Source organism: Salinicoccus cyprini, assembly GCF_007713705.1.
Lineage (GTDB): Bacteria > Bacillota > Bacilli > Staphylococcales > Salinicoccaceae > Salinicoccus > Salinicoccus cyprini.
This window is the reverse complement of the sequence record NZ_VMSJ01000004.1, coordinates 209,343-230,655: the sequence shown is the minus strand read 5'-3', so window position 1 is coordinate 230,655 and position 21,313 is coordinate 209,343. Positions and strand designations below refer to the sequence as shown.

Genomic DNA, 21,313 nt, shown 5'->3' with positions numbered 1-21,313 from the left:
TAAAGGGGATGGATGTTTTGTCAGTAGGGATCATAAGAGTGTTCACGACCGAGGATCAGCAGATACTTCATGCACATGGTAATAAAATAGAGAAACTCTATAATATCAATTGCGTCAACCGGTGTATTCCTGATCAGCCAAAAGGTATTTATGATGATGAAAGCGAGCATAAAGCCATTCCTAAAATCATAGAGCTGGCTAAAGAAATGGAAGAGCAGCACGCAGTCGATGGTATCGCGATAAGCTGTGCGGCTGATCCAGGTTTGGAGCTAGTTAGACAGGCAGTTACCATTCCTGTTGTAGGAGCCGGTAGCTGTGCAGCACATATGGCGAAGATGGTTTCAAGGAAGATAGGCGTTCTGACTATTGCCAACGAAGTGCCTGCTCCCATGACAGAAATCCTGGGTGACAGTCTGGTTTCATGGAGAAAACCGGAAGGTGTGAATAACACGGCTGACTTGCTTAAGGAAGAAGCAATAGAAAAATCGATTTCTTCAGCTGAAGAATTGATAGGCGATGGAGCCGAAACAATAGTATTTGCATGTACAGGCTACGTAACTATCGGCTTTGGAGAAATACTTAAAGACCAGCTTGGCATACCAGTAATTGATCCGGTCGAAGCAGAAGGCAACATACTGTCATTTATATTAAGGGGTGGGTAAGATGAAAGACGCAAAACAGAGGAATATTTTTTTTGATCCTACATTCATTATTTTAATCATAGTACTTACCGTAATGGGTGCAATTATCGGGATGCAATTGATTACTACACTAGGAATAACAGCGAACACCTCCATTATCGGTGCATTATTTGCAATGGTGCTTGGAAGAATACCGTTTGCTTTTCTGTATAAGTTTAGATCAGTACATAATCAGAACTTGATTCAAACTGCGATTTCCGCTGCAACATTCGGTGCAGGTAATACGTTGTTCATACCTATCGGTGTTCCGTTTGTATTAGGTATGCCAGAACTGATTACTCCAATGCTTATTGGAGCAGGGATTGCTCTAGTCATTGATGGTACAATAATGTATAAGATGTTCGGTTCACAAGTATTCCCTGCTTCAGGTGCATGGCCACCTGGTATCGCAACCGCAGAAGCTATCAAAGCCGGTGATGAAGGTGGGAAGAAAGCGGGCGTACTAGGGCTAGGAATTTTAGCTGGAATAGGCGGTGCTATGGCTGGAATACCAATGTCCGCATTTGGTGTTGCATTCATTGGTAACATTATCGCCCTGACCATGTTTGGTCTTGGATTACTGCTGAGCGGATATTCGGAATTTCTATTCGGCATCAGCATGACTGACGCGTACATTCCACATGGTATCATGGTAGGCGCAGGACTCGTCGCCTTTGGTCAGTTCATCTACTTGATGGTTAAAGGGAGCAAAGGAAGAAAAAGAGATGAAAATGATCCAGTAATGCAGGTCAATGAGGACGTTGAACCAGATAGAAGTGTTACAAGAACCGAAAGAGATGTCGGTAAGGCCCTTGGCTTTGGATATGTTGCCTACATAATCGGAGCACTACTGCTTGCAGTAATAGCAGGTGTGATAACGGATATGTCTTTGCCTATGGTTCTCTTGTTTATTGTCTATGCTGCATTCGCCGCAATCATCACTGAAATAATAGTAGGTATTGCTGCAATGCACTCCGGATGGTTCCCAGCATTTGCCGTCTCCTTGATTTCATTGGTAGTAGGTATCCTGTTCGGATTCCCAGTACCAGCCCTTGCCATGCTTGTAGGGTATACCGCAGCGACAGGTCCCGCATTTGCAGATATGGGATATGACTTCAAAGCAGGATTCATTCTAAGGTCAAAAGAATCCTTGGAGTTTGAACTTGAAGGAAGAAGAATGCAATTCTTCGTATCCTTGATCGGATTTGGTATCGCCATAGTGATGGTTGCACTATTCCACGGCAGTTATTTCGCCCAAGATCTCGTACCACCTGTCGATTATGTATTCGCAGCGACGATAGAAGCAGGTGCAGACAGCTCCGTGGCGTGGGCCATTGTACTATGGGCCATTCCAGGTGCGTTGCTCCAACTGATTGGCGGACCAAAAAGACAGATGGGCATTCTATTCTCGACTGGTCTACTGCTGGTAAATCCGATCGCCGGTTGGACAGTGCTTGCAGGGTTGGCAATCAGAGTTGCAATCCTTAAGATCAAAGGAGAAGAAGCTCAAAATACTATGTACACAGCAGCAGCCGGATTTATCGCAGGCGATGCTCTCTACAGTTTCTTCAACTCTATTTTCAGAGCGAGATAGGGAATGGTGTCTTCAATTAAAAACTAAGATAATAAAAAATAGGAAGTATAAATATTAAAGTCTCGATTTTAACAATCGAGACTTTAATATTTATTATTTATGATAGAATATTCATAACATTTAAGTTTGAGGTGGAAATATGACCGACTTGCAACTGAAAGCTCTTGATTTTAATGAGATTGGTATTAGAACTTTAACTGGCATGAACTATAATAATTTCCCTATTGTCTACATACTGCATAATAATAAGAAGAAACAAAGTGCGTATATCGGTCAGACGGTTCAGATGAGAAATAGGATGAAAGCACACCTCAAAGATAAAAATAAGCAGGGACTGGATAAGGTGCTGCTGGTTTCACATGAGATGTTCAATCAATCTGCTACATATAACATTGAAACAAACCTGATCAACTATTTCATAGCGGACAACAAGTATACTCTTAGAAACATCAGCCAGACGACAAAGTCAATGACTCATAATTACTATGAAAAATACAAATACGATAACGAGATATTCAGTGAGCTTTGGGAGAAGCTGAGGGCAGATAAACTAGTAGACAATACTTTGGAATATCTCCAGAACAAGGATGTATTCAAGCTATCTCCTTATAAAGAACTATCGGAATCTCAAGTGGAATTGAAAGAAGAGATACTGGAGTTTTGTAAAACACATATACAAACAGGTGAACGTTCGATATTTCTAGTGAAAGGGGATGCGGGTACAGGGAAAAGTGTTGTTCTGAGTTCTACATTCAACGCGATACAAGACTTGAGCAAAGATGAAGAATCGGCATTGAAAGGAACAAATAATTATTTGCTGGTCAACCATAATGAGATGATAAAAACTTATGAATCCATTTCGGAAAGCCTGCCGAATCTTAAGAAAAAGAACTTCATGAAACCGACATCCTTTATCAATAACATCGATAAAACCGGAGAAATTGCTGATATCACTTTTGTGGATGAAGCGCATCTGCTTCTCTCCAGAAGTGACAAGTATAATAGCTATACAGGAGATAACCAGCTCAGAGATATTAGTCTGAGAAGCAAGGTGACCGTAGTCGTATTTGATGAAAAACAATTTCTAAAGCTAAAGAGTCACTGGTCCAGCGATCTTCTTGAAGGAATGACGAAGGGAGCCAAGGTGGAAAGGTTTGAACTTACGGATCAGTTCAGAATACAGGCTGACCAGGAAGTCGTCGACTGGATTGATTCTTTTGTAGATAAGAAGGTTAAAAGATTTCCAGAGAATACCGGGGATTATGAGTTGAAGCTTTTCGACAGTGCTGCTGAAATGTTCAAGGCGATTGAAGATAAAGATAGAAAGCACCAACTGTCGCGGGTGGTCGCAACTTTCGATTATGAGCATAAGAAAGATGGGGCTGAATACTATGTGGGAGAACCCGGTTTTAAAGGTATCTGGAATAGGACCGAATATAAGGAAACATGGGCAGAGCACCCTGAAACCATTAAGGAAGTCGGCTCAATATATACAATCCAAGGGTTTGACCTCAACTATGTTGGCGTCATTCTAGGCCCTTCCGTTTCATATGATGAAGAAAAGCAGGAGTTGAAACTTCTGCCACAAAAGTATAAAGACAAAGAAGCTTTTAGAACTTCTTCCGAAGTGCAAGTTGAATACAACGTGAAGGAAATGAAGGAGCAGATCATACTGAACTCCATCAACGTATTGATGAAGCGGGGCGTCAAAGGGCTGTATCTATATGCCAGCGATGAAAAGCTTAAAAAAGTCTTACAAGAGAAGTACAAAAAGGGTGAACGTGATGGATGAATTGATTAAAGAGGTAAATAAATTCAGAGACGAAAGAAACTGGAGACAATACCACAACGCAAAAGACCTATCTTTATCCTTATCTTTGGAAGCATCTGAGCTTCTTGAAAACTTTCAATGGATCACTGCTGAAGAAGGAATCGAGAAAAATCGACAGAATATCGAAGAAGAGTTGGCTGATGTATTTATATATGGATTAATGTTGGCGGATGATATGAATATTGATATGAAAGAAGCTATATTGAGGAAGTTGGAGAAAAATAAAGAGAAGTATCCGGTTGATCTTTAATTTGAATTGGGGAAAGATTAGTATTGTTTAATTTCTATTGCTTATAGTTAAGTTATAATAATAGAGTTTGCACCGCAAGAAGTATGGAGGACAAAAGATTGGAAAGAGAACAATACGACGAAGACAAACAAGCACTTCAAGATTTCCTTATGGATATCAATGACCTCAATCGAATAGAGGAGAAGACCTCAAAATTCAATGCTTTTGAGACACTTGGTATCGTCAATACGGAAATCCGCCACAGCAATGTACTGGGCTGGCTGATGTCTCCCAATGAGCAGCATGGGATAGGAGAGACTTTCATTTCAAAGATTATACAGGAAGTCACCCGCAATTATGATGTTGAGTTGAAAGGCCATGATCCCTTGAAGCTGTTGCTAAGGGACTATCATGATCTGGTTGTTAGGAGAGAGTGGCGCAATATAGACTTGCTCGCCATTTCTGAAACAAACAAGCTGATGCTTGTTATCGAGAACAAGGTTTGGAGCAAGGAATCCGCGCACCAGTTGAAGAAGTATCAGGATATCGTCGAGAGTGAGTATCCGGAATATCAGAAACTGTTCATCTATCTTACGCCTTTTGGGGATGATGCCAGCAACCCGGATGTATGGATGAGCATGAACTACCGTCAGATTGTGGAAATGATAGAATCTGCTCTAACCCTGAAACAGAATATGATGGAGACAAGTGTAAAGCATTTTATTGAACAGTACATAGATACACTCAGGAGGTACGTTGTGGGAGATAACGAGATTGAAAAAATATGCCAGGAAATCTATTTCAAGCACAAGCGTGCTCTTGACTTGATATTTGAGTACAAGCCGGATGTACAGTCTGATATAGCTGGCACTCTGCGTGAAATGATTGAAGCGGATGATGAACTGGTATTGGACGACAGTAACAAGGGCTTCATTCGTTTTACGACAAAAGGGCTGGATCAGAAGATTCCAAATGAAGGCTCCGGTTGGACTTCAAGCGGAAGAATACTGCTTTTCGAGTTCCAGAATACAACAAAAGGACTGAGAATCAAGCTGATTATCGGGCCTGGAGACGAGAACGTAAGAAACAATTTATATGACGTTGTTTCATTTAACCCGGCTTATTTCAGAGGAAGGAACAAGAAACTGACTTCCGCCTATACGGCGATATATTTGAAAAATTTCCTTGATTACAATGACAACTATGAGCTTAATCAGGAAAAGCTGCATGAAGATATAAAAATCAAAGTGGATCGGTTCCTCAATAGTGATTTGAGAGAGCTGGAGTGGGTATTGCTGAATGAACTGTCCTTCAAGTAAGCGATTGTAAAGAAAATTGATTTTAGTCGGCACAACTCATCTGAGTTGTGCTATTTTTAAAGTAATTTGTTCAGTATGTAAAAAATTGTTAGATCAATTAATATTATTCCTCTGTGCATCGAACGTCTCGCGATTATGTAAGTGGTAACTTTACATTTGGTGATACTCCCAAAATCCTACATCAGGTTATCGATGTTTCAATCCAACTCCGATATGAATTTTTAACAAAAATTAAATATACAATTGATTATTAATGAATATTTACACGATTATGACTTTACGTATAGGTAATAGAAATTATATCTTGCTTTTATACATAGTCTAGATTTCAACTACAATTAAGAAGCACAGAATAATTTGTATGTATTGAACAAAAAATGACCCCGGTATAATCCCAAAGTCATTTAATGTAAACATAGCTCTTTAGATAATTCTTATTCACTCAATTGAGAACATAACATAAAGTAAGAAAACTAATGATTTTTGGATACATTCATTCTCTAAATTACAATATGTTTTCGAGGTTAAGCCTGATTGACAGTATTAGTTGATTTAGTCATTACAGAATTTGTAGCTCTATAATTTTGTAAAGCTCTTTTTGATTCTTCTTGGCTCATTTTATAAAGTCCAATGCCTGTAAATGCTAGAATAATAGCAATTATTGGAGTCACATAAGCCATTATTGTCCATACTGCATATCCCCCAGATCCAAAGGGAGTAACTCCAAGCGTGCTGATATAAAACGCACCTGACGTCCCCCACGGTATAAAAGGTGCTAACATCGTTCCTACATCTTCTATACTGCGAGAAAGTGTTTTTGCTGGCATACCAGCTTTTAAGAAGGCCTTTTTGAACATTTCTGGAATCATTATCGCTACAGTGTAAGAAGTCCCAGATAAGAATAAAATCACAAATTCAGTAAACAATGTTGTAATCATCAGTGGACCGCGTTTCCGAACTCTATTATATAGAGGATTAAGAGCTGTTTCTAAGAAACCTGCTTTACTTATAATCGCTGTATAAGCGTAACCACAATAAATAATAATTACTACAGTCACCATTGACATTATGCCCCCGCGATTAACAAGCGTAAGTACGCCTTCTGATAAAGTTTCGGTATTTATATTTGGAATCATAGTCACATCGAATCCACTGAAAGCCGCTGTTGTAGCACTCTGAAGAGAAAAACCTTGAGATGCGACCCCTAAAATTATTGCTGTCAGCGAACCTAGTAACATCGTAGGCACAGGAGGTTTTTTCATAATCGCACCTATAAGAATGACAATAAAGGGGATAAGAAGTAAAGGACTCCATGTGAAAATGTTGTCAAGACCATCCAGCATCTGTATACTCGATACGGACGATCCTTCATTGCTGGTCCCCACAACATTACCCACGAATAGGAAAACAATAAATGTGATAATTCCTGCTGGAACAGTGGTCCAAGTCATAGATTTTATGTGTTCATATAGGTTTGCACCAGCAGTTGCAGCAGCTAAGTTAGTTGTCTCTGAAAGAGGGGACATTTTATCCCCAAAAATAGCTCCCGAAATAACTGCCCCCGCTGTTATATGTAAGGGTACACCAAGTCCTTCAGAGATACTCATAAATGCGACTCCTACAGTTCCAACTGATCCCCAAGAGGTTCCAGTTACTATAGAGAAGAGAAGGCATAATAGGAACGCAGAAATAAGGAGATACTCTGAATGTACGATTTGTATACCATAAAAAATAAGCATAGGAATAGACCCGCTGAAAATGAACGTTGCAATCACAATACCGATAACCCAAATGATAAGGATGGCTGGAGTAGCACTTATAAGTCGTTGTGTGATAGCACTTTCCATATCAGTCCAAGTATAGCCTATTCTCCATGCCAAAATTCCTGCTCCAGCAGCAGCAGCAATCATCATAAGCTCAATGCGCAACCCAAGAATCATATAACCAACGAAAACAAAGAAAAACATAATTAAAAATGAAAATATAGACTCACCAAATGTTGGTTGTCTTCTAATCTTATTATTTTTCATAATAAGTCAGTCCTCCTTTTTATCTATTAAAGCTATCTCTATTGAGAGGTATTACATTTTGATAAGAATCTTTTTGGAGAAAAGATATCTAGTGAAAAACTTGAATTTTGGTTTAAAAGTAACTCTTTTGCAATCTTTCCCATCGTTGGAGCCATTTTAAATCCATGACCCGAAAATCCTGTTAGAATAAAAACATTTTTTTGGCCGGAAGTTTTTCCGATGATAGGGTTATTATCTTCTGTATAACATTCCATATATGCATTAACTCTGGAAGGATCGCTGCACAGTTCTGGTAGTTCCTTCTCAATAATTTTTTTTAAGGATGTTAGTTCTTCTATCCCTACATTCTTGTCCAGTAGGTTTGCATTTAAAATTCTTTCGCGATTTGTACTAAATATACCTATTTTCACCATCTTCCCATCTACAGTAGGAAATCCATAATAACTATTTGATTTTTTTTCTTTTGTAAAGACTGGAAAGTTCTCCTCGTTAAACAACTCTTGGTTTTTAGGAAGAAACCAAGCGTTCACTAAACGACGTACTTCAAGATGATTATCGAACTCCTGAGAAAATTGATTAGACCATGGTCCCGCTGTTATCAGTACTTTTCTCACCTTATATTCCTTATTCTTTGTTCGAATAAGCACCCCGTCTTTAACAGGAGAAATATTCTCTACTGGTGTATGACTTAAAATTTTGGCACCCAGATTTTCAGCAAGTTGTACAGCTGAGAAAATAGCATGTTGAGGGCGGAGATAACCTGATTGCTTATCGACTATCATTATTTCATCTGGTGCTAATGAGTGTTGAGGAAACCGTTCTCTAGCTTCCTGCATAGTAAGAACCTCGTGTTCTAAATCAAATTGTCGAATACCTTCCAAAACATTTTTCATACTTTCCAACTGAGTATTTCCGATAATTAATCCTGAAGTTTCTTGAAACAGAGAATTACCCGTTTCGTTTTCTAATTCTTTCCACATTTTATATGCATCTTTTAATAACGGTATATAACTTAACCCCTCTTTATAAGCAGTACGAAAAAGACGAGTTTCTCCTCCTGCTGCTGAGCGATCATGTCCAATACCAAATTGCTCAAATCCTAACACTGAAACATTTTCTTTTGCTAATTGCCAAGAAGCCATACTCCCCATAGTTCCTAAACCTATTACTCCCACATCAGCATCCATTATGTCCCTTCTTTCAGTTGATATAATAAAAGCTTACCTATTAAGATTAATTCACTTCGCATAAAATATCAATTTATTTAGAATTTTCTATCTTATTTATAATTAATCAGTAGAGCATAAAAATGGAAACTCTAAGTGAGGTTTTAAATCTGACTTAGAGTTTCCATTCGTGACATTTTTTAGTTCTGATTCAAAAGCAGACCGAGCAATCTCAATTTATAAGTAGTGATCTGCTATCGTACTGGTGAAAACTTCTATGCTTAACAACTGATATAATTAAAGGTAATATTACCCTGCGCCACTGTTTTGATATCATCCTTTGTCTTATCGAAATATCATCCCTCTGATGCTTCCCTAATCCTCCGTGCCAGCAGTACCCAGGCTTCCTGGGCTTTTTCTTTTGGTCCGAGATGTGTAAAGGCGTGCTTGCAGTCTGTGAATATTTCGTCCTGAACTTCTACGCCTGCTGCTTTTAGTTTCTCGGCGTATTTCTCGGCTTCGGGTCTGAAGGCGTCATGCTCGGCAATGATGATGAGTGCAGGGGCGAGGGTGTCGGTTACGTCGGCATAGACGGGGGAGGCGAGGGGGTGCCTCGCCATTTCTTCTTCGGGCACATAGCTCATGTTCAAGAAGTTTGCGGCTTGTGGAAATTGTGAGCGGAATATGCCTGGCTCCGGCTTCTCTGCGTGTGGTGTGACGAAATCGAGCATCGGGCAGGATAGGTACTGGAGGAGTGGCTGTTTTTCCTGCTTGCTTTCTAGATGGAGGCAAAGGGCGGCGGCAATGTTTCCGCCTGAGCTCTGGCCGCCCACCATTATTTTGTCAGCATCGATTTCAAGATCATCCGCTTCTTCCTTCAGCCATTGGAGTACTTCATAGCTCTGTTGAATGGCATTCGGGAAAGGGTACTCGGGGGCTTTCACATATTCGATATTGAGGATGGCACATCCTGTCTCATTGGCCAGGTAGTTGCAGTAGGGTTCATCCATCTCCTTATCGTTCATTATGAAGGCACCCCCATGGATATTGATGTAGACGGGGTACTTTTCCTGTCTTGCTTCCAATGGATAGTAGAGTGAAACTTGTGTAGGCTCAATGGATGTTTCAATCAGGAAATCTTTTCTGACTTTCAATGGCGGCTGATCGACCGTCGGATTTTTAGCGGATTTATTCGGAAGGCTTCGCAGCAGTTTCGCAAACAGGACTTTGTACATGGACAGCTGACCTCGCTTTTTATCTAGTATTCGGCAGGATAGGAACGGATGACTGAATTCTTATTTGATATTTATTTTCCGTCCTCTCCAATTCACAGAACGCAGGACGTGTACCCGGAAGATGGAGTACGCAAATATGCCTGCAAAGAATGAGAACAGGACGGGATGGAAGAGGAAGATGAACGGTTTGAAATTGCCGCATCTTCTGGCGAATATCATGGTCTGAAGGGCATAGAGCAGATACAGCACACCGGTGAGCACGATGTCCACTGGACTCATCATTATCAGAGATGAGATCAGTGCACCGCCGGTTATGAAACTGCCGGCAATCCAGATGATGGTCAAGAGCATCACTGCCGGATGTGTGGACTGAGAACCGAGCGCAAAGCTTTTGCACCAGCCTTCCACCAGGCTTTTGAAGCCTTCCGGATACATGCGGAAAGAGATGACGCCCTTGCCGCCCATGCAATGTACGGGCAAGTCTTTATCGAGATATGCCTGTCCCAGTGCCAGGTCGTCCATGATGGCTGTCTGGATCTTCTTGTGTCCACCGGTTGAAAAGTAGTCTTCCCTGTCGGATAGGATGCAGGGGCCGAAAGAGCCGGCGGGTTCAAACCGGTCTCCCCATACAGTGAATCTGTTCATTCCCGCAATCACGATGATGTTGAAGATGGCGGAAAGGTTTTCGTACAGATTTTCAATGTGATGGAAAGGCTGGAGGGACAGAATGCCCTTTGCGCCTTTTCGCTGATACAGTGCCAGTAGATGGCCCAGGCTGTCGGGACTTGAGAACCGGGTATCGGCATCGAGGAACAGCAGCCACTGTCCTTTCGAATGCTGGACGCCATGCCAGCACGCTGCAGACTTTCCTGCACCTTCTTCTGAGGACTCATTCGGCAGTACTGTTGCGCCGTACAACTCTGCAACAGAGACGGTATCATCGGTGGAGTCATCATCAATAACCAGCACTTCAAAGGACTTGTATTTCTGTTCCTGCAATGTTCTCAGCAGATGAGGAATCCGCTCCGCTTCGTTTCTTGCAGGAATGATGATGGACAGGGAAGGATATTCGGTGTTTTCATCCCGGCTCCTTGGCAGGGGCAGCGACCAGAACATGAGTGCTCCGGCACCGATTGCCAGAAGCCCGAGCGATATATTGACCATCAAAAGTATCTTCCCCTTTCAATTCAATGATTGGATGTGTGACGTCTTTATTTTCGTAATTGGAATAGTACCACAATCAGCTCTTATCGTCCTCGATCAGTGCATCAGCAGCAATTCCGGCCGATAGTAGGACGATCGGCACACCTGCACCCGGATGGGTGCTGCTGCCTGTGAAATACAGGTTGGAACAGCTTGGTGATTTGCTTTGCGGACGCTTGTGGATGCTCTGCGACAGGGTGGGCTGCAGCCCGAAGGCAGCACCGTTGTATGCATTGAACCTGGACTCGAAATCCAGTGGCGTAAAGCACGTTTCGGTAACAATCTCCTGCTCGATGTTTTCAAATCCCTGTATTGTTTTTAAGGTTTCGAGAATGTAGGTGCGGTAGTACTGGATCGTCTCATCATTCCACTCATAGTCCGCCGTATCGAGATCGGATACAGGCACCAGGATATATAGTCCATCCTTCCCCTCCGGTGCAAGTGTTGGATCGAGTTTCGATGCCACATAAACATAGAAGGAGGCGTGCTCGAGTTTCTTCCCTTCAAAGATATCCTGCATGTTCTTCTCGAGTGATTCATTGAAAATGAAGTTATGGACACGCTCGACGCCTTCATACTTCCGGTCCATCCCCAAATAGAGCAGGAAGCCGGAACAGGAGTATTTCATGCTGTCAATCTTCTTGTCGGTGAATTTCCCTTTGGCCTCGGGCTGTTTCACCAGGGTTTTCATGGCATACGGGAAATCCGCATTGCAGACGACATAGTCTGAATCGATTTTTCTATCATCGACGATGATTCCAGTGGCCTGCTGGTCATCGATGGCGATTTCCTGCACCGGGCTCCCGTAGAAGATCTCTCCGCCAAGCTCTTTGAAGAGCCGCTCCATGGCAGTCGCCATTGTGTACATGCCACCTTTGATGAACCATATGCCGTATAGGAACTGGATCATCGGAATCATCGAATAGAAAGAAGGACCGCTGAACGGAGAGACGCCTATGTATAATGTCTGGAAGCCAAGAATCTGCTTCAGGCGTTCGCTTTTTATATATCTGCCGATGAAACGATCGGCTGTCCCCACCAGTCTGACTTTCGGTGCTTTTCTGAACATCGGAAGATTATAGAAGTCACTTCTTCTGTGGAACGACCGCTTGAGGATACTGTCCATGGCAAATGTATAGCCTTTGTAGATATCACTCATATAGTGAAGAAACCCCTCGACATCCGGCTTGTTGATGGATTCGATTGTTCTCGTCATCTCAGTCAGATCAGACGAGACGTCGATGGGTGTATCCGGTCTGTCGCTGAAGTACACCCTGTACATGGGATCCAGCTTTTCCATCGGAATATAATCATCCGGGTCCCGCCCGCAAAGCTCGAATATCTCCCGATAGACTTCCGGCATCATGACGATGCTTGGCCCGAGATCGAACTGATAGCCATCCTGCTCGATACGGTTCATTTTCCCGCCCGGAGTATAGTCCTTTTCATGTATTTCCACCTGGTAGCCGGCGTGCTGCAGTCTGATGGCACTTGCCAGTCCTGCCACGCCTGCACCGATGACGATCACTTTCTTTGTCATGCCTATACCTCGTTCCCTGAATACATATTCGGTCGTGTCTGATACTGTTTAATATTTTTTAAAAATGGAAGCTGTGCATAAGTCTGCATTGTCACGACAGCATTTTTTTGATGCGTCCGCGGTTGTACCGCTGGGTGATGATGAAGGGGAGATTGAAAACAACTGCATATACGATCATCAGCCACCCCACCATAGGAGGATTCCACAAAAAGAACAGTGGGGCGGGGAGAATTGAGAGCCAGTGGGTCAGCTCGGCCCGTTCTGTTTCCTCGGCGAATGTCTGCAGATCCTCTTTGCCGGTGCCATGCAGTGTTTTTTTCTGATATCCGCTTCTGAACAGGGAGGCGCCGTCGATCAGTCTGCCTTTCCATGCCTTTACCCGAAACAGCTGGTCCCAAAGCGCCCCTGATTTTTCCCATGGATAGATGCGGGACCAGAACGCCTCATTCTGAAAAGTTGCGAGCGGGAGCCTCAGACAGAGGGCTGAAATGGCCAGATGGAAGAAAGTCCAGGCCGCGATGTCGATGACGATGGTCCAGAAAAGCGAAAACGAGAACACTTGCATGTATGCACCTCCTAAACACCTTCATTATTTACGGAAGTCTATTGCACCAGTTTTAAAACAGACATCATTATTTAAAATGAGGGCATCAGCCCTCTTCAGCATCCCTTTCGGCGATCTTGTCAGATACATGCTGGCCGCTCAATGTGACCATCGGCATTCCGCCGCCGGGATTGACCGTACCGCCGACAAAGTAGAGATTGTCATAGTGTTCACTCTGTTTCGAGTGCTTGAATCCTTTATTTTTCTTGCGATCGGATAAGGTGCCATAGATTGCGCCACGGTCGGAGCCGTATACCCGCTCGATGTCCTCCGGCGTCCAGACATCTTTCGTGACAATGTTTTCGCGCAGATCCGTCAGACCCATGCGTTCAAGCTTGTCGAGTGTCTGTTCGGCAAAGCGCTCATAGTCCTCGGATGTAAAAGGCTCATCCTGGATATACGGGATGTGGGGGAGTACTTTCAGGTTCTCATGTCCCGGCGGTGCCTGGTCCGGGTCTGTCTTGTTGACATTGACCAGATAGATGACGGGGTCATCCGGCAGCTCATGGCGATGGAATATGCGATGCATCTGCCGCTTCATATCCTCCGCGAAAAAGAAATTGTGGTGGCCAAGCTGAGGATAGCTTTTCTTTACGCCCAGATGCATGACAAGACCGGAACTCGCAGGCTCGAATTTCTTTCTCAGCTTGCGGGTGAAGTCTTTATTTTCCCCGATCAGCTTTTCGTAGGTCGGTAGGACCTCCATATTGGAAACGTAGTAGTCCGCATTCAATTCCGTACCATCACTGAGGACAGCACCGGTGATTCTGCCCTGCGTGTTACGCAATTCGGTAATATGCTTGCCGGTATGGAGCGTCACACCGATCTCCTCGGCAAGCTGTACCAGACCTTTGGCCAGATTGCCCATTCCGCCCGGTACATACCACGCGCCCTGGTCATGCTGCATATAGATCATCATATTCAGTACTGCAGGTGCATCGTAGGGAGAGGAACCGACATATTTGACGAAGTAGGACAGCATATCCTTCAGCTGCGTGTTGCTGATGCGCTTGTCGATCGCCTGATGCACCGTTGAAAATAGATCAAAGCCCTTCAATGCGCTGAACAGGCTCTGATATTTCATGATATCCCTCGCCTCATCGACACCTTTGAAGTAGCTGTTCTCGGTCGTATCATAGAGCTTCTTGGAGTAGACGAGCAGATTCTTATATTCCTTGATGTCCTTATCAGACAGTGACGCATTCTTCTCCTGCATGTCATTGATATCTTCATACAGGTCGATCACATTGCCGTCAGGAAAGAAAGAACGCCATTGATGATCCAGTCTGATTGTTGGCACATAGTCCGCCATCCTTTTTCCACTTCCAGTAAAGAGCTTTTCAAACACTTTCGGCATGGTCAGAATCGAAGGACCGAGATCAAAGCCGAAACCATCCTGCTCCAGACGGTTCACCTTTCCTCCCAGGTGATCATTCTTCTCATATAATGATACATCATATCCCTTCTGGGTCAGGGAAATGGCCGCGGATAGACCTCCGAGTCCTCCGCCGATGATCAGTACGCTTTTTTGTGGCATTCGAGACATCTCCTCATAGTAGAAAATAGTTGGTACGCGTTGCAGTATGGATTTATTAATACATATATCTATTTGTCCGGCTCATGCATCGTCTGGTCAAACTTTATGGTTTATACCCCTTCTTCGATGCTTTCATGTTCAAACGGTCAGATATTAAAAAATCTGGAAACTCTACTTTAGTGGCATCATACCAAATAAATACATCAATTGATATTTAGAGGTAGTCGGGCGTCAGTTTTCAGAACGAAAAGGAAACTCTTCACACCTTACGCTATACTCAATCACAAGGGTGTACATTACATGGCACTTTAATTGTGCCGTAATGGTGTACAAATATTAGTCTCTGGCTGGTATATTTTAATTAACGGGAAGGAGCAATGGTCACATGCAACTGGATGAGAGAAGTGTAAGCATACTGGATGAATTGTTGAAAAGTCCTGGCGTAACGAGTAAGGAGCTGGAACAAAAGTACAATCTTACGCGTCGTCAGTTCGGCTACAGTTTCAAGAAGATCAACGAATTCATCGCATCCAAAAACCTCCCGAGCATAGAAAGAAACAGCCAGGGAAACTTCATCATCAACCAGGCGGTCATCACGAACCTGAGGGATGATCATGAAGTATCAGCTGCTGAAACGAACATCTATTCAGAGCACCAGAGGCAGTACATGATTCTGCTGATGCTGCTTGGAAGCCGAGAAGAACTGTCACTGAATCATTTTGCATTAGAGCTTGATGTCAGCAGGAACACAATCTTGAACGATTTCAAGAAAGTGCGTGAGCTGGCATCGGATTACAGCCTCGAAATCAAGTATTCAAGAATCGATGGATACTTCATCGAGGGTGAGGAGTTCCACATCCGCAAGCTGCTTTTCAATGTCCTCGACACGCTGGTCCAGATGAATGGCGGTGAGGAGCGGATCAGGTCGCTTGTCGGTATCGATGAAGATGAACTGGCTGAGATTGCATCGAGGATTGAAAGTGTCGAGCAGAAACTGAACTTGAAGTTTACAGATGAAAAAGTATTGATCATGCCTTTCGACCTGCTGCTTGTCCTTCGCAGAATCCGCCAGGGCAACACAATCGAATCGTTCAAGATCGGCTTCAAGGAAATTTCGCACACCAAGGAATTTCAGGCAGCAGAAGAAATTCTTCACGATACGGATATTTCGGAGCAGGAGCGGCTGTTCATTACACTGCATCTGCTTTCAACAAACGTATATTGGGCGGATCGGCTGACGGAAGAGAGCATTCCGCATCTGAAGCAGGCGCTCGAGGACATGCTCACAATTTTTGAGAATACAGCCTGCATTACCCTTCAGGAGCGGGACGAACTGCTGGATAAGCTGCTGCTGCATATGACGCCCGCCTACTACCGCATCAAGTACCATCTTACCGAAGTGGGGGACGTCAAAAGTTTCATCCTGCAGGACTACAAGGAGCTCTTTCACCTGATCGGGCAGTCCACAGTGCCGCTCAAAGCGCTGATCGGTACAAGGATTCCGGAAAATGAAATTGCCTACCTTACGATGCTGCTCGGCGGGTGGATGCGCCGTCAGGGTGAAAGCCTCAGACAGAAGACGAAAGCGATTGTCGTCTGTCCGAAAGGGGTTTCCGTTTCCCGCCTGATGTTTACCGAACTGAAGGAACTGTTCCCGGAATTCGTTTTTCTCGATTCGCTGTCGGTACGTGAATTCTATGAGTATACGCTCGACTTCGACATCATCTTCTCCCCTGTCTTCCTTGAGACCGAGAAGAAGCTGTTTCTTGCAAGCTCCTACCTGAAGCAGGAGGAGAAGAACCGGCTGAGACGCCAGGTCATGCTTGAAGTACAAGGGTATACTGCGCATGAAATCAATGTCGAGGAGATCATGGAAATCGTCAGAAAGCATGCGGATGTGAAGAATGAAAACCAGCTGTCGAAAGATCTGCAACGGTACATCAGTAATGAGAACAGTAAAGATGCCGGCCATAACGGCGCCGCTTCCTATACGCTCGATGAACTGATTACCGCTGACCGCATCTCACTGGCACAGTCGGTACCGTCATTCGAAGCAGGAATCAGGCAATGTGCGGCACCACTGATCGACAGCGGACATATCGAACAGCGCTATGTCGAGAAGATGGTTGAACAGAACACCGAAGATAATGCATACATCATCCTTGGGGAAGGCGTTGCCATCCCGCATGCTGCACCCGAGGACGGCGTCAACACTGTGTCGATGAGCCTGCTGAAGGTGGATGCGGGCATCGAATTTGCAGGTGCAGTCATTCACGTCATCGTAGTCATTGCTGCGGTGGATAAGGAGCAGCATCTGAAAGCACTGCTTCAGCTGAAAGATCTGGCACAGTCCAAAAATGGACGCAAGGCTTTATTTGATGCACAGACAGATGAGGAAATCTGCAAAGTACTACAAAAACATTCGGTTGAATAGTGATAAGGGAGTTTAGAATATGAAAGATATGGTTTTTGATGAGTCCATCATTCTTTTAGATTTGGAAGCGGATTCAAAAGAAGCGGTTTTGACAGCCATGGCAAATAATCTCGAAGAAAAAGGACTGATCAGGGATTCCTACCTGAAAGCAGTCATCGAAAGAGAAGAGGAATTTGCCACTGGACTCCCTACAGGCGGCGTTTCTGTCGCCATTCCGCACACGGACGTCGAACACGTCATCAAAAAGACGATCAGCGTAGCCGTACTGAAAAATCCGGTGGCATTCGGGATGATGGGAGATCCGAACGAAAAAGTGGATGTAGAGCTGGTCTTCATGCTGGCAATGGACAAGTCCGATTCGCAGCTGAGTCTGCTGCAGGGACTGATGCAGGTATTCAGGGATGAGGATACTCTCAAGTATCTCGTGAACGAAACAGATAAGACAAAGATTGTTGAAGTATTAAAAAATAAACTCGATTTTACATTCTAAGGAGATGGATAATATGAAAACAGTATTGGTAGCATGTGGAGCAGGAATCGCAACGTCAACAGTAGTCAACAACGCAATCGAGGAACTCGCGAAAGACAACAATATCAAAGTGGATCTCAAGCAGATCAAGATCTCGGAAGTCGGTGCCTATGCAGATTCAGCAGACCTGCTGGTCACTACAGCGATGACGCAGAAGGAATACGACTTCCCGGTCATCAATGCAAGAAACTTCCTCACAGGCATCGGCGTTGAAGATACGAAAGCTCAAATCCTGGAGGAACTGAAGAAATAGATCGACCCATTCGGTTTCTCGCTAATGAGGAACCGATCATTATTATAAAAACGTCTGGGGGAAACATCACATGCAAGGTTTTGTTGATTTTATACAAGGATTTCTAGATCTCGGTGCAACAGTCATACTGCCCGTTGCCATATTCCTGCTCGGTCTGTTCTTTGGACAGAAGCCAGGGAAAGCATTCCGATCCGGTCTGACCATCGGGGTCGCATTCGTCGGTATCTTCCTCGTCATCGACCTGCTCGTCAATAACCTGGGGCCGGCTGCACAAGGCATGGTTGAGCGGCTTGGTGTCAGCCTGAACGTACTTGATGTCGGCTGGCCGGCAACATCGTCCATCGCATGGGCATCTGTTGTGGCACCATTCATCATTCCACTCGGCCTGATTGTCAACGTCGTCATGCTTCTGACGAAAACGACCAAGACAATGAACGTGGACATATGGAACTTCTGGCACTATACATTCATGGCAGCAATGATCTATGCCGTTTCAGGCAGCATCATCCAAGGTCTGATCGGTGCGGTACTTTTCCAGATTGTTGCACTTAAAGTGGCGGACTGGACAGCGCCGATGATGAGCAAATTCTACGATCTTCCAGGTGTATCCATTGCGACAGGAAGTACAATTTCCTACGCGCCAGGGATATTCCTCGTAAAAGGACTTCAAAAGATTCCTGGCGTCAAAAACTGGAATGCAGATCCGGATTCCATCCAGAAGAGATTCGGTGTATTCGGAGAATCCATCTTCATCGGTCTCTTCCTCGGTGCGGTCATCGGGGCACTTGCTGGATATGGCGTAGGGGAAGTCATCGAAATCGGTATGGCGATGGCAGCGGTCATGGTACTCATGCCACGCATGGTGAAAATTCTCATGGAAGGCCTCATGCCTGTATCTGAATCGGCACGTACTTGGCTGAACAAAAGATTCGGTGATAGGGACATCTACATCGGACTGGACGCAGCGGTGGCGCTCGGGCATCCGGCGGTCATTTCAACTGCACTGATCCTCGTTCCTATCACTGTCCTTATGGCGATCATCCTTCCAGGCAACGCCGTACTGCCATTCGGAGACCTGGCGACCATTCCGTTCATCGTCGCATTCATCGTTGGTGCTGCACGCGGAAACATCGTCCACTCGGTCATCGTCGGTACTGTGATGATTGCGATCTCACTCTACATCGCAACAGACGTGGCGCCGATATTTACGGAAATGGCACAGACAGCAGATCTCGACATGCCGGAAGGTTCAGTACAAGTTTCCAGTATCGACCAGGGTGGTAACATCGTCAACTGGATCATCTTCAAGATTTTCGCTCTGTTCAACTGATACATCAATCATTAGGAGGACGTTATGATGAAGGCATTGGTAAAGACCGAACTCGGCTTCGGCAACCTTGAAATCAAGGAAAAGGAAGCAGGTACGCCTGGCGCCGACCAGGTCAAGATAAAAGTAAAGTATGCTGGCATATGCGGTTCTGACATCCATACGTATGAAGGCCACTACAAGGTCGCAGTCCCGGTCACTCTGGGCCATGAATTTTCAGGCGAAGTGGTTGAAGTCGGCGACAACGTCACCGAGTTCAAGGCGGGTGACCGTGTCACTTCGGAGACGACGTTCTATATTTGCGGAGAATGCGAATACTGCCAGAGCGGCGACTATAATTTGTGCAACTACCGCAAAGGTCTTGGCACACAGCAGGATGGCGGGTTTGCCAGCTATCTGATCGCAAGGAAGGACAGTGTCCATCATCTGCCTGATAACGTCGACTACCAGTCTGCTGCGATGACGGAACCGCTGGCATGCACACATCACGCCGTCGAGAAGACGGAAGTGAAGGCAGGCGATGTCGTGGTCGTCATGGGTCCAGGTCCGATCGGTCTGTTTACGGCACAGGTAGCCAAAAGCCGGGGGGCTGAAGTGATCATTACCGGACTGACAAACGACAAGGTGCGTCTCGATAAGGCGGAAGAACTTGGCATTGACCATGTCGTCAATATACAGGAGCAGGATCTGAAAGCGCTTGTGGATGAGCTGACGGACGGCTACGGGGCGGACGTTGTATTCGAATGCTCCGGTGCCGTACCTGCAACCCATCAGGGACTCGATCTCCTGAGAAAGAAGGGGCACTACTGCCAAGTCGGCATTTTTGCAGACGCCAAGATCAATTTCGATATGGAGAAGGTGATCCAGAAGGAAATCCGGATTGTCGGCAGCAGAAGCCAGAAATCTGCGGACTGGGAACCTTCCCTTGAGTTGATGAACAACGGCAGTGTGGACGCGAAAGCGCTAGTCACGCACGAATACGATATTACACAGTGGGAAGAAGCGTACGACAAGATCAAAAGCGGCGAAGCAATCAAAGTACTGCTGACACCAGTCGACTAAAATCTTTAAAACAGGGTGATTTCTTGAATAGACAGCAACTGATTGAAATGATTGATTTTACACTGCTCAAGCCGACGGCGACGAAAGATGATATTACGGATTTCTGCAACACGACAATCGAACATGGCTTCAGGACGGTGTTCGTGAATCCATACTACGTCACGCATGCCCACAGCATTCTGTCTGAACATGGCATCAAAGTGGGTGTACCGATCGGCTTTTCACTCGGTGGCGCAACGACACAGACGAAAGTTGCCGAAACAAAAGAGGCCATCGGAAACGGGGCGGAGGAAATCGATATGCTCATCAATCTGGGCGCTTTGAAATCCGGTGAATTCGATGTTGTGGAGAATGATATCCGTGAAGTCGTCAAAGCAGCCGATGGGCTGACGACCAAGATCATCATCGAGACGGCACTATTGACTGAAGACGAAAAAGTGACGGCCTGCAAGATCATCCAGGCAGCAGGCGCTGACTACGTAAAGACGGCGACTGGATTCAATGGTGGCGGTGCGACAGTGGAAGATGTCAGACTGCTGCGTTCTGTCACAGGTCCTGATTTCGGCGTCAAGGCGGCAGGCGGTATCAGAACGTACGAAGATGCGGTGAACATCGTTGAAGCGGGCGCCAACCGTATCGGTACGAGTGGTGCTGTGGCACTCATTTCCGGGGAGCAGTCATCAAGTACCTATTGATCACAAGTGATATGAGAGAAATCAAATATGATTATAAAGAGGGTT

18 protein-coding genes are annotated in these 21,313 nt (G+C 44.8%); 11 read left to right on the top strand and 7 right to left on the bottom strand.

The genetic code is table 11. From position 1 onward, the window contains the following. The first annotated feature begins 17 nt into the window (after positions 1-17). From FO441_RS10260 to FO441_RS10240, 5 genes are all read left to right on the top strand, one after another. Positions 18-662 carry an aspartate/glutamate racemase family protein gene (locus tag FO441_RS10260; RefSeq protein ID WP_246095112.1) on the top strand — a complete coding sequence of 215 codons (645 nt, stop codon included), beginning with the start codon at positions 18-20 and terminating at the stop codon, positions 660-662. Position 663: 1 nt separating this feature from the next. Beyond that, positions 664-2,274: an OPT/YSL family transporter gene (locus tag FO441_RS10255; protein WP_145289610.1), complete on the top strand. Its 1,611-nt coding sequence runs from the start codon at positions 664-666 to the stop codon at positions 2,272-2,274. A 139-nt stretch (positions 2,275-2,413) separates the two neighbouring features. Continuing rightward, positions 2,414-4,066 (top strand): DUF2075 domain-containing protein, encoded by a 1,653-nt coding sequence (locus tag FO441_RS10250; protein WP_145289607.1) that lies wholly within the window; start codon positions 2,414-2,416, stop codon positions 4,064-4,066. Then, positions 4,059-4,355, top strand: coding sequence for a MazG-like family protein (locus tag FO441_RS10245; RefSeq protein ID WP_145289604.1), 297 nt, complete (start codon positions 4,059-4,061; stop codon positions 4,353-4,355). The genes FO441_RS10250 and FO441_RS10245 overlap by 8 nt, the downstream gene beginning before the upstream one ends. 98 nt (positions 4,356-4,453) lie before the next feature. Then, on the top strand, positions 4,454-5,653 hold the full coding sequence (locus FO441_RS10240) for a PDDEXK-like family protein (RefSeq protein WP_186365546.1): 1,200 nt from the start codon (positions 4,454-4,456) through the stop codon (positions 5,651-5,653). A gap of 524 nt (positions 5,654-6,177) precedes the next feature. Here the strand turns inward: FO441_RS10240 and nhaC are convergent. The 7 genes from nhaC to FO441_RS10205 all read right to left on the bottom strand — a co-directional run bounded on the left by nhaC (position 6,178) and on the right by FO441_RS10205 (position 14,968). After that, entirely contained in the window at positions 6,178-7,683 is a 1,506-nt protein-coding gene (nhaC, locus tag FO441_RS10235; protein ID WP_145289599.1) for a Na+/H+ antiporter NhaC, read from the bottom strand. Positions 7,684-7,721: 38 nt separating this feature from the next. Then, entirely contained in the window at positions 7,722-8,870 is a 1,149-nt protein-coding gene (solA, locus tag FO441_RS10230; protein WP_145289596.1) for an N-methyl-L-tryptophan oxidase, read from the bottom strand. 335 nt (positions 8,871-9,205) lie between these two features. Beyond that, positions 9,206-10,084 (bottom strand): alpha/beta hydrolase, encoded by an 879-nt coding sequence (locus tag FO441_RS10225; RefSeq protein ID WP_145289593.1) that lies wholly within the window; start codon positions 10,082-10,084, stop codon positions 9,206-9,208. A 60-nt stretch (positions 10,085-10,144) separates the two neighbouring features. Further along, a complete protein-coding gene (locus FO441_RS10220) occupies positions 10,145-11,248 on the bottom strand; it encodes a glycosyltransferase family 2 protein (RefSeq protein ID WP_145289692.1) in 1,104 nt (367 codons plus the stop codon). 76 nt (positions 11,249-11,324) lie between these two features. Further along, complete coding sequence (locus FO441_RS10215; protein WP_145289590.1) at positions 11,325-12,827, bottom strand: phytoene desaturase family protein; 1,503 nt, start codon at positions 12,825-12,827, stop codon at positions 11,325-11,327. Positions 12,828-12,918: 91 nt separating this feature from the next. Beyond that, positions 12,919-13,392, bottom strand: a complete 474-nt coding sequence (locus FO441_RS10210) for a glycosyl-4,4'-diaponeurosporenoate acyltransferase CrtO family protein (RefSeq protein WP_145289588.1) — start codon at positions 13,390-13,392, stop codon at positions 12,919-12,921. Positions 13,393-13,477: 85 nt separating this feature from the next. Further along, on the bottom strand, positions 13,478-14,968 hold the full coding sequence (locus tag FO441_RS10205; protein ID WP_145289586.1) for a phytoene desaturase family protein: 1,491 nt from the start codon (positions 14,966-14,968) through the stop codon (positions 13,478-13,480). Between the two features lie 385 nt (positions 14,969-15,353). Between FO441_RS10205 and FO441_RS10200 the strand changes: the two genes are divergently transcribed. The 6 genes from FO441_RS10200 to deoC all read left to right on the top strand — a co-directional run bounded on the left by FO441_RS10200 (position 15,354) and on the right by deoC (position 21,268). After that, positions 15,354-17,402, top strand: coding sequence for a BglG family transcription antiterminator (locus FO441_RS10200; RefSeq protein WP_145289583.1), 2,049 nt, complete (start codon positions 15,354-15,356; stop codon positions 17,400-17,402). Positions 17,403-17,421: 19 nt separating this feature from the next. Then, entirely contained in the window at positions 17,422-17,892 is a 471-nt protein-coding gene (locus FO441_RS10195; protein ID WP_145289581.1) for a PTS sugar transporter subunit IIA, read from the top strand. A 13-nt stretch (positions 17,893-17,905) separates the two neighbouring features. After that, the gene (locus FO441_RS10190) at positions 17,906-18,184 is read left to right on the top strand and encodes a PTS sugar transporter subunit IIB (RefSeq protein ID WP_145289578.1); all 279 of its coding nucleotides are present in this window, start codon (positions 17,906-17,908) and stop codon (positions 18,182-18,184) included. Positions 18,185-18,254: 70 nt separating this feature from the next. Beyond that, positions 18,255-19,514, top strand: a complete 1,260-nt coding sequence (locus FO441_RS10185) for a galactitol-specific PTS transporter subunit IIC (RefSeq protein WP_145289575.1) — start codon at positions 18,255-18,257, stop codon at positions 19,512-19,514. A 27-nt stretch (positions 19,515-19,541) separates the two neighbouring features. Then, entirely contained in the window at positions 19,542-20,573 is a 1,032-nt protein-coding gene (locus FO441_RS10180) for a zinc-binding dehydrogenase (protein WP_145289573.1), read from the top strand. Between the two features lie 23 nt (positions 20,574-20,596). Further along, positions 20,597-21,268 (top strand): deoxyribose-phosphate aldolase, encoded by a 672-nt coding sequence (gene deoC / locus FO441_RS10175; protein ID WP_145289570.1) that lies wholly within the window; start codon positions 20,597-20,599, stop codon positions 21,266-21,268. The last annotated feature ends 45 nt before the right edge of the window (positions 21,269-21,313 follow it).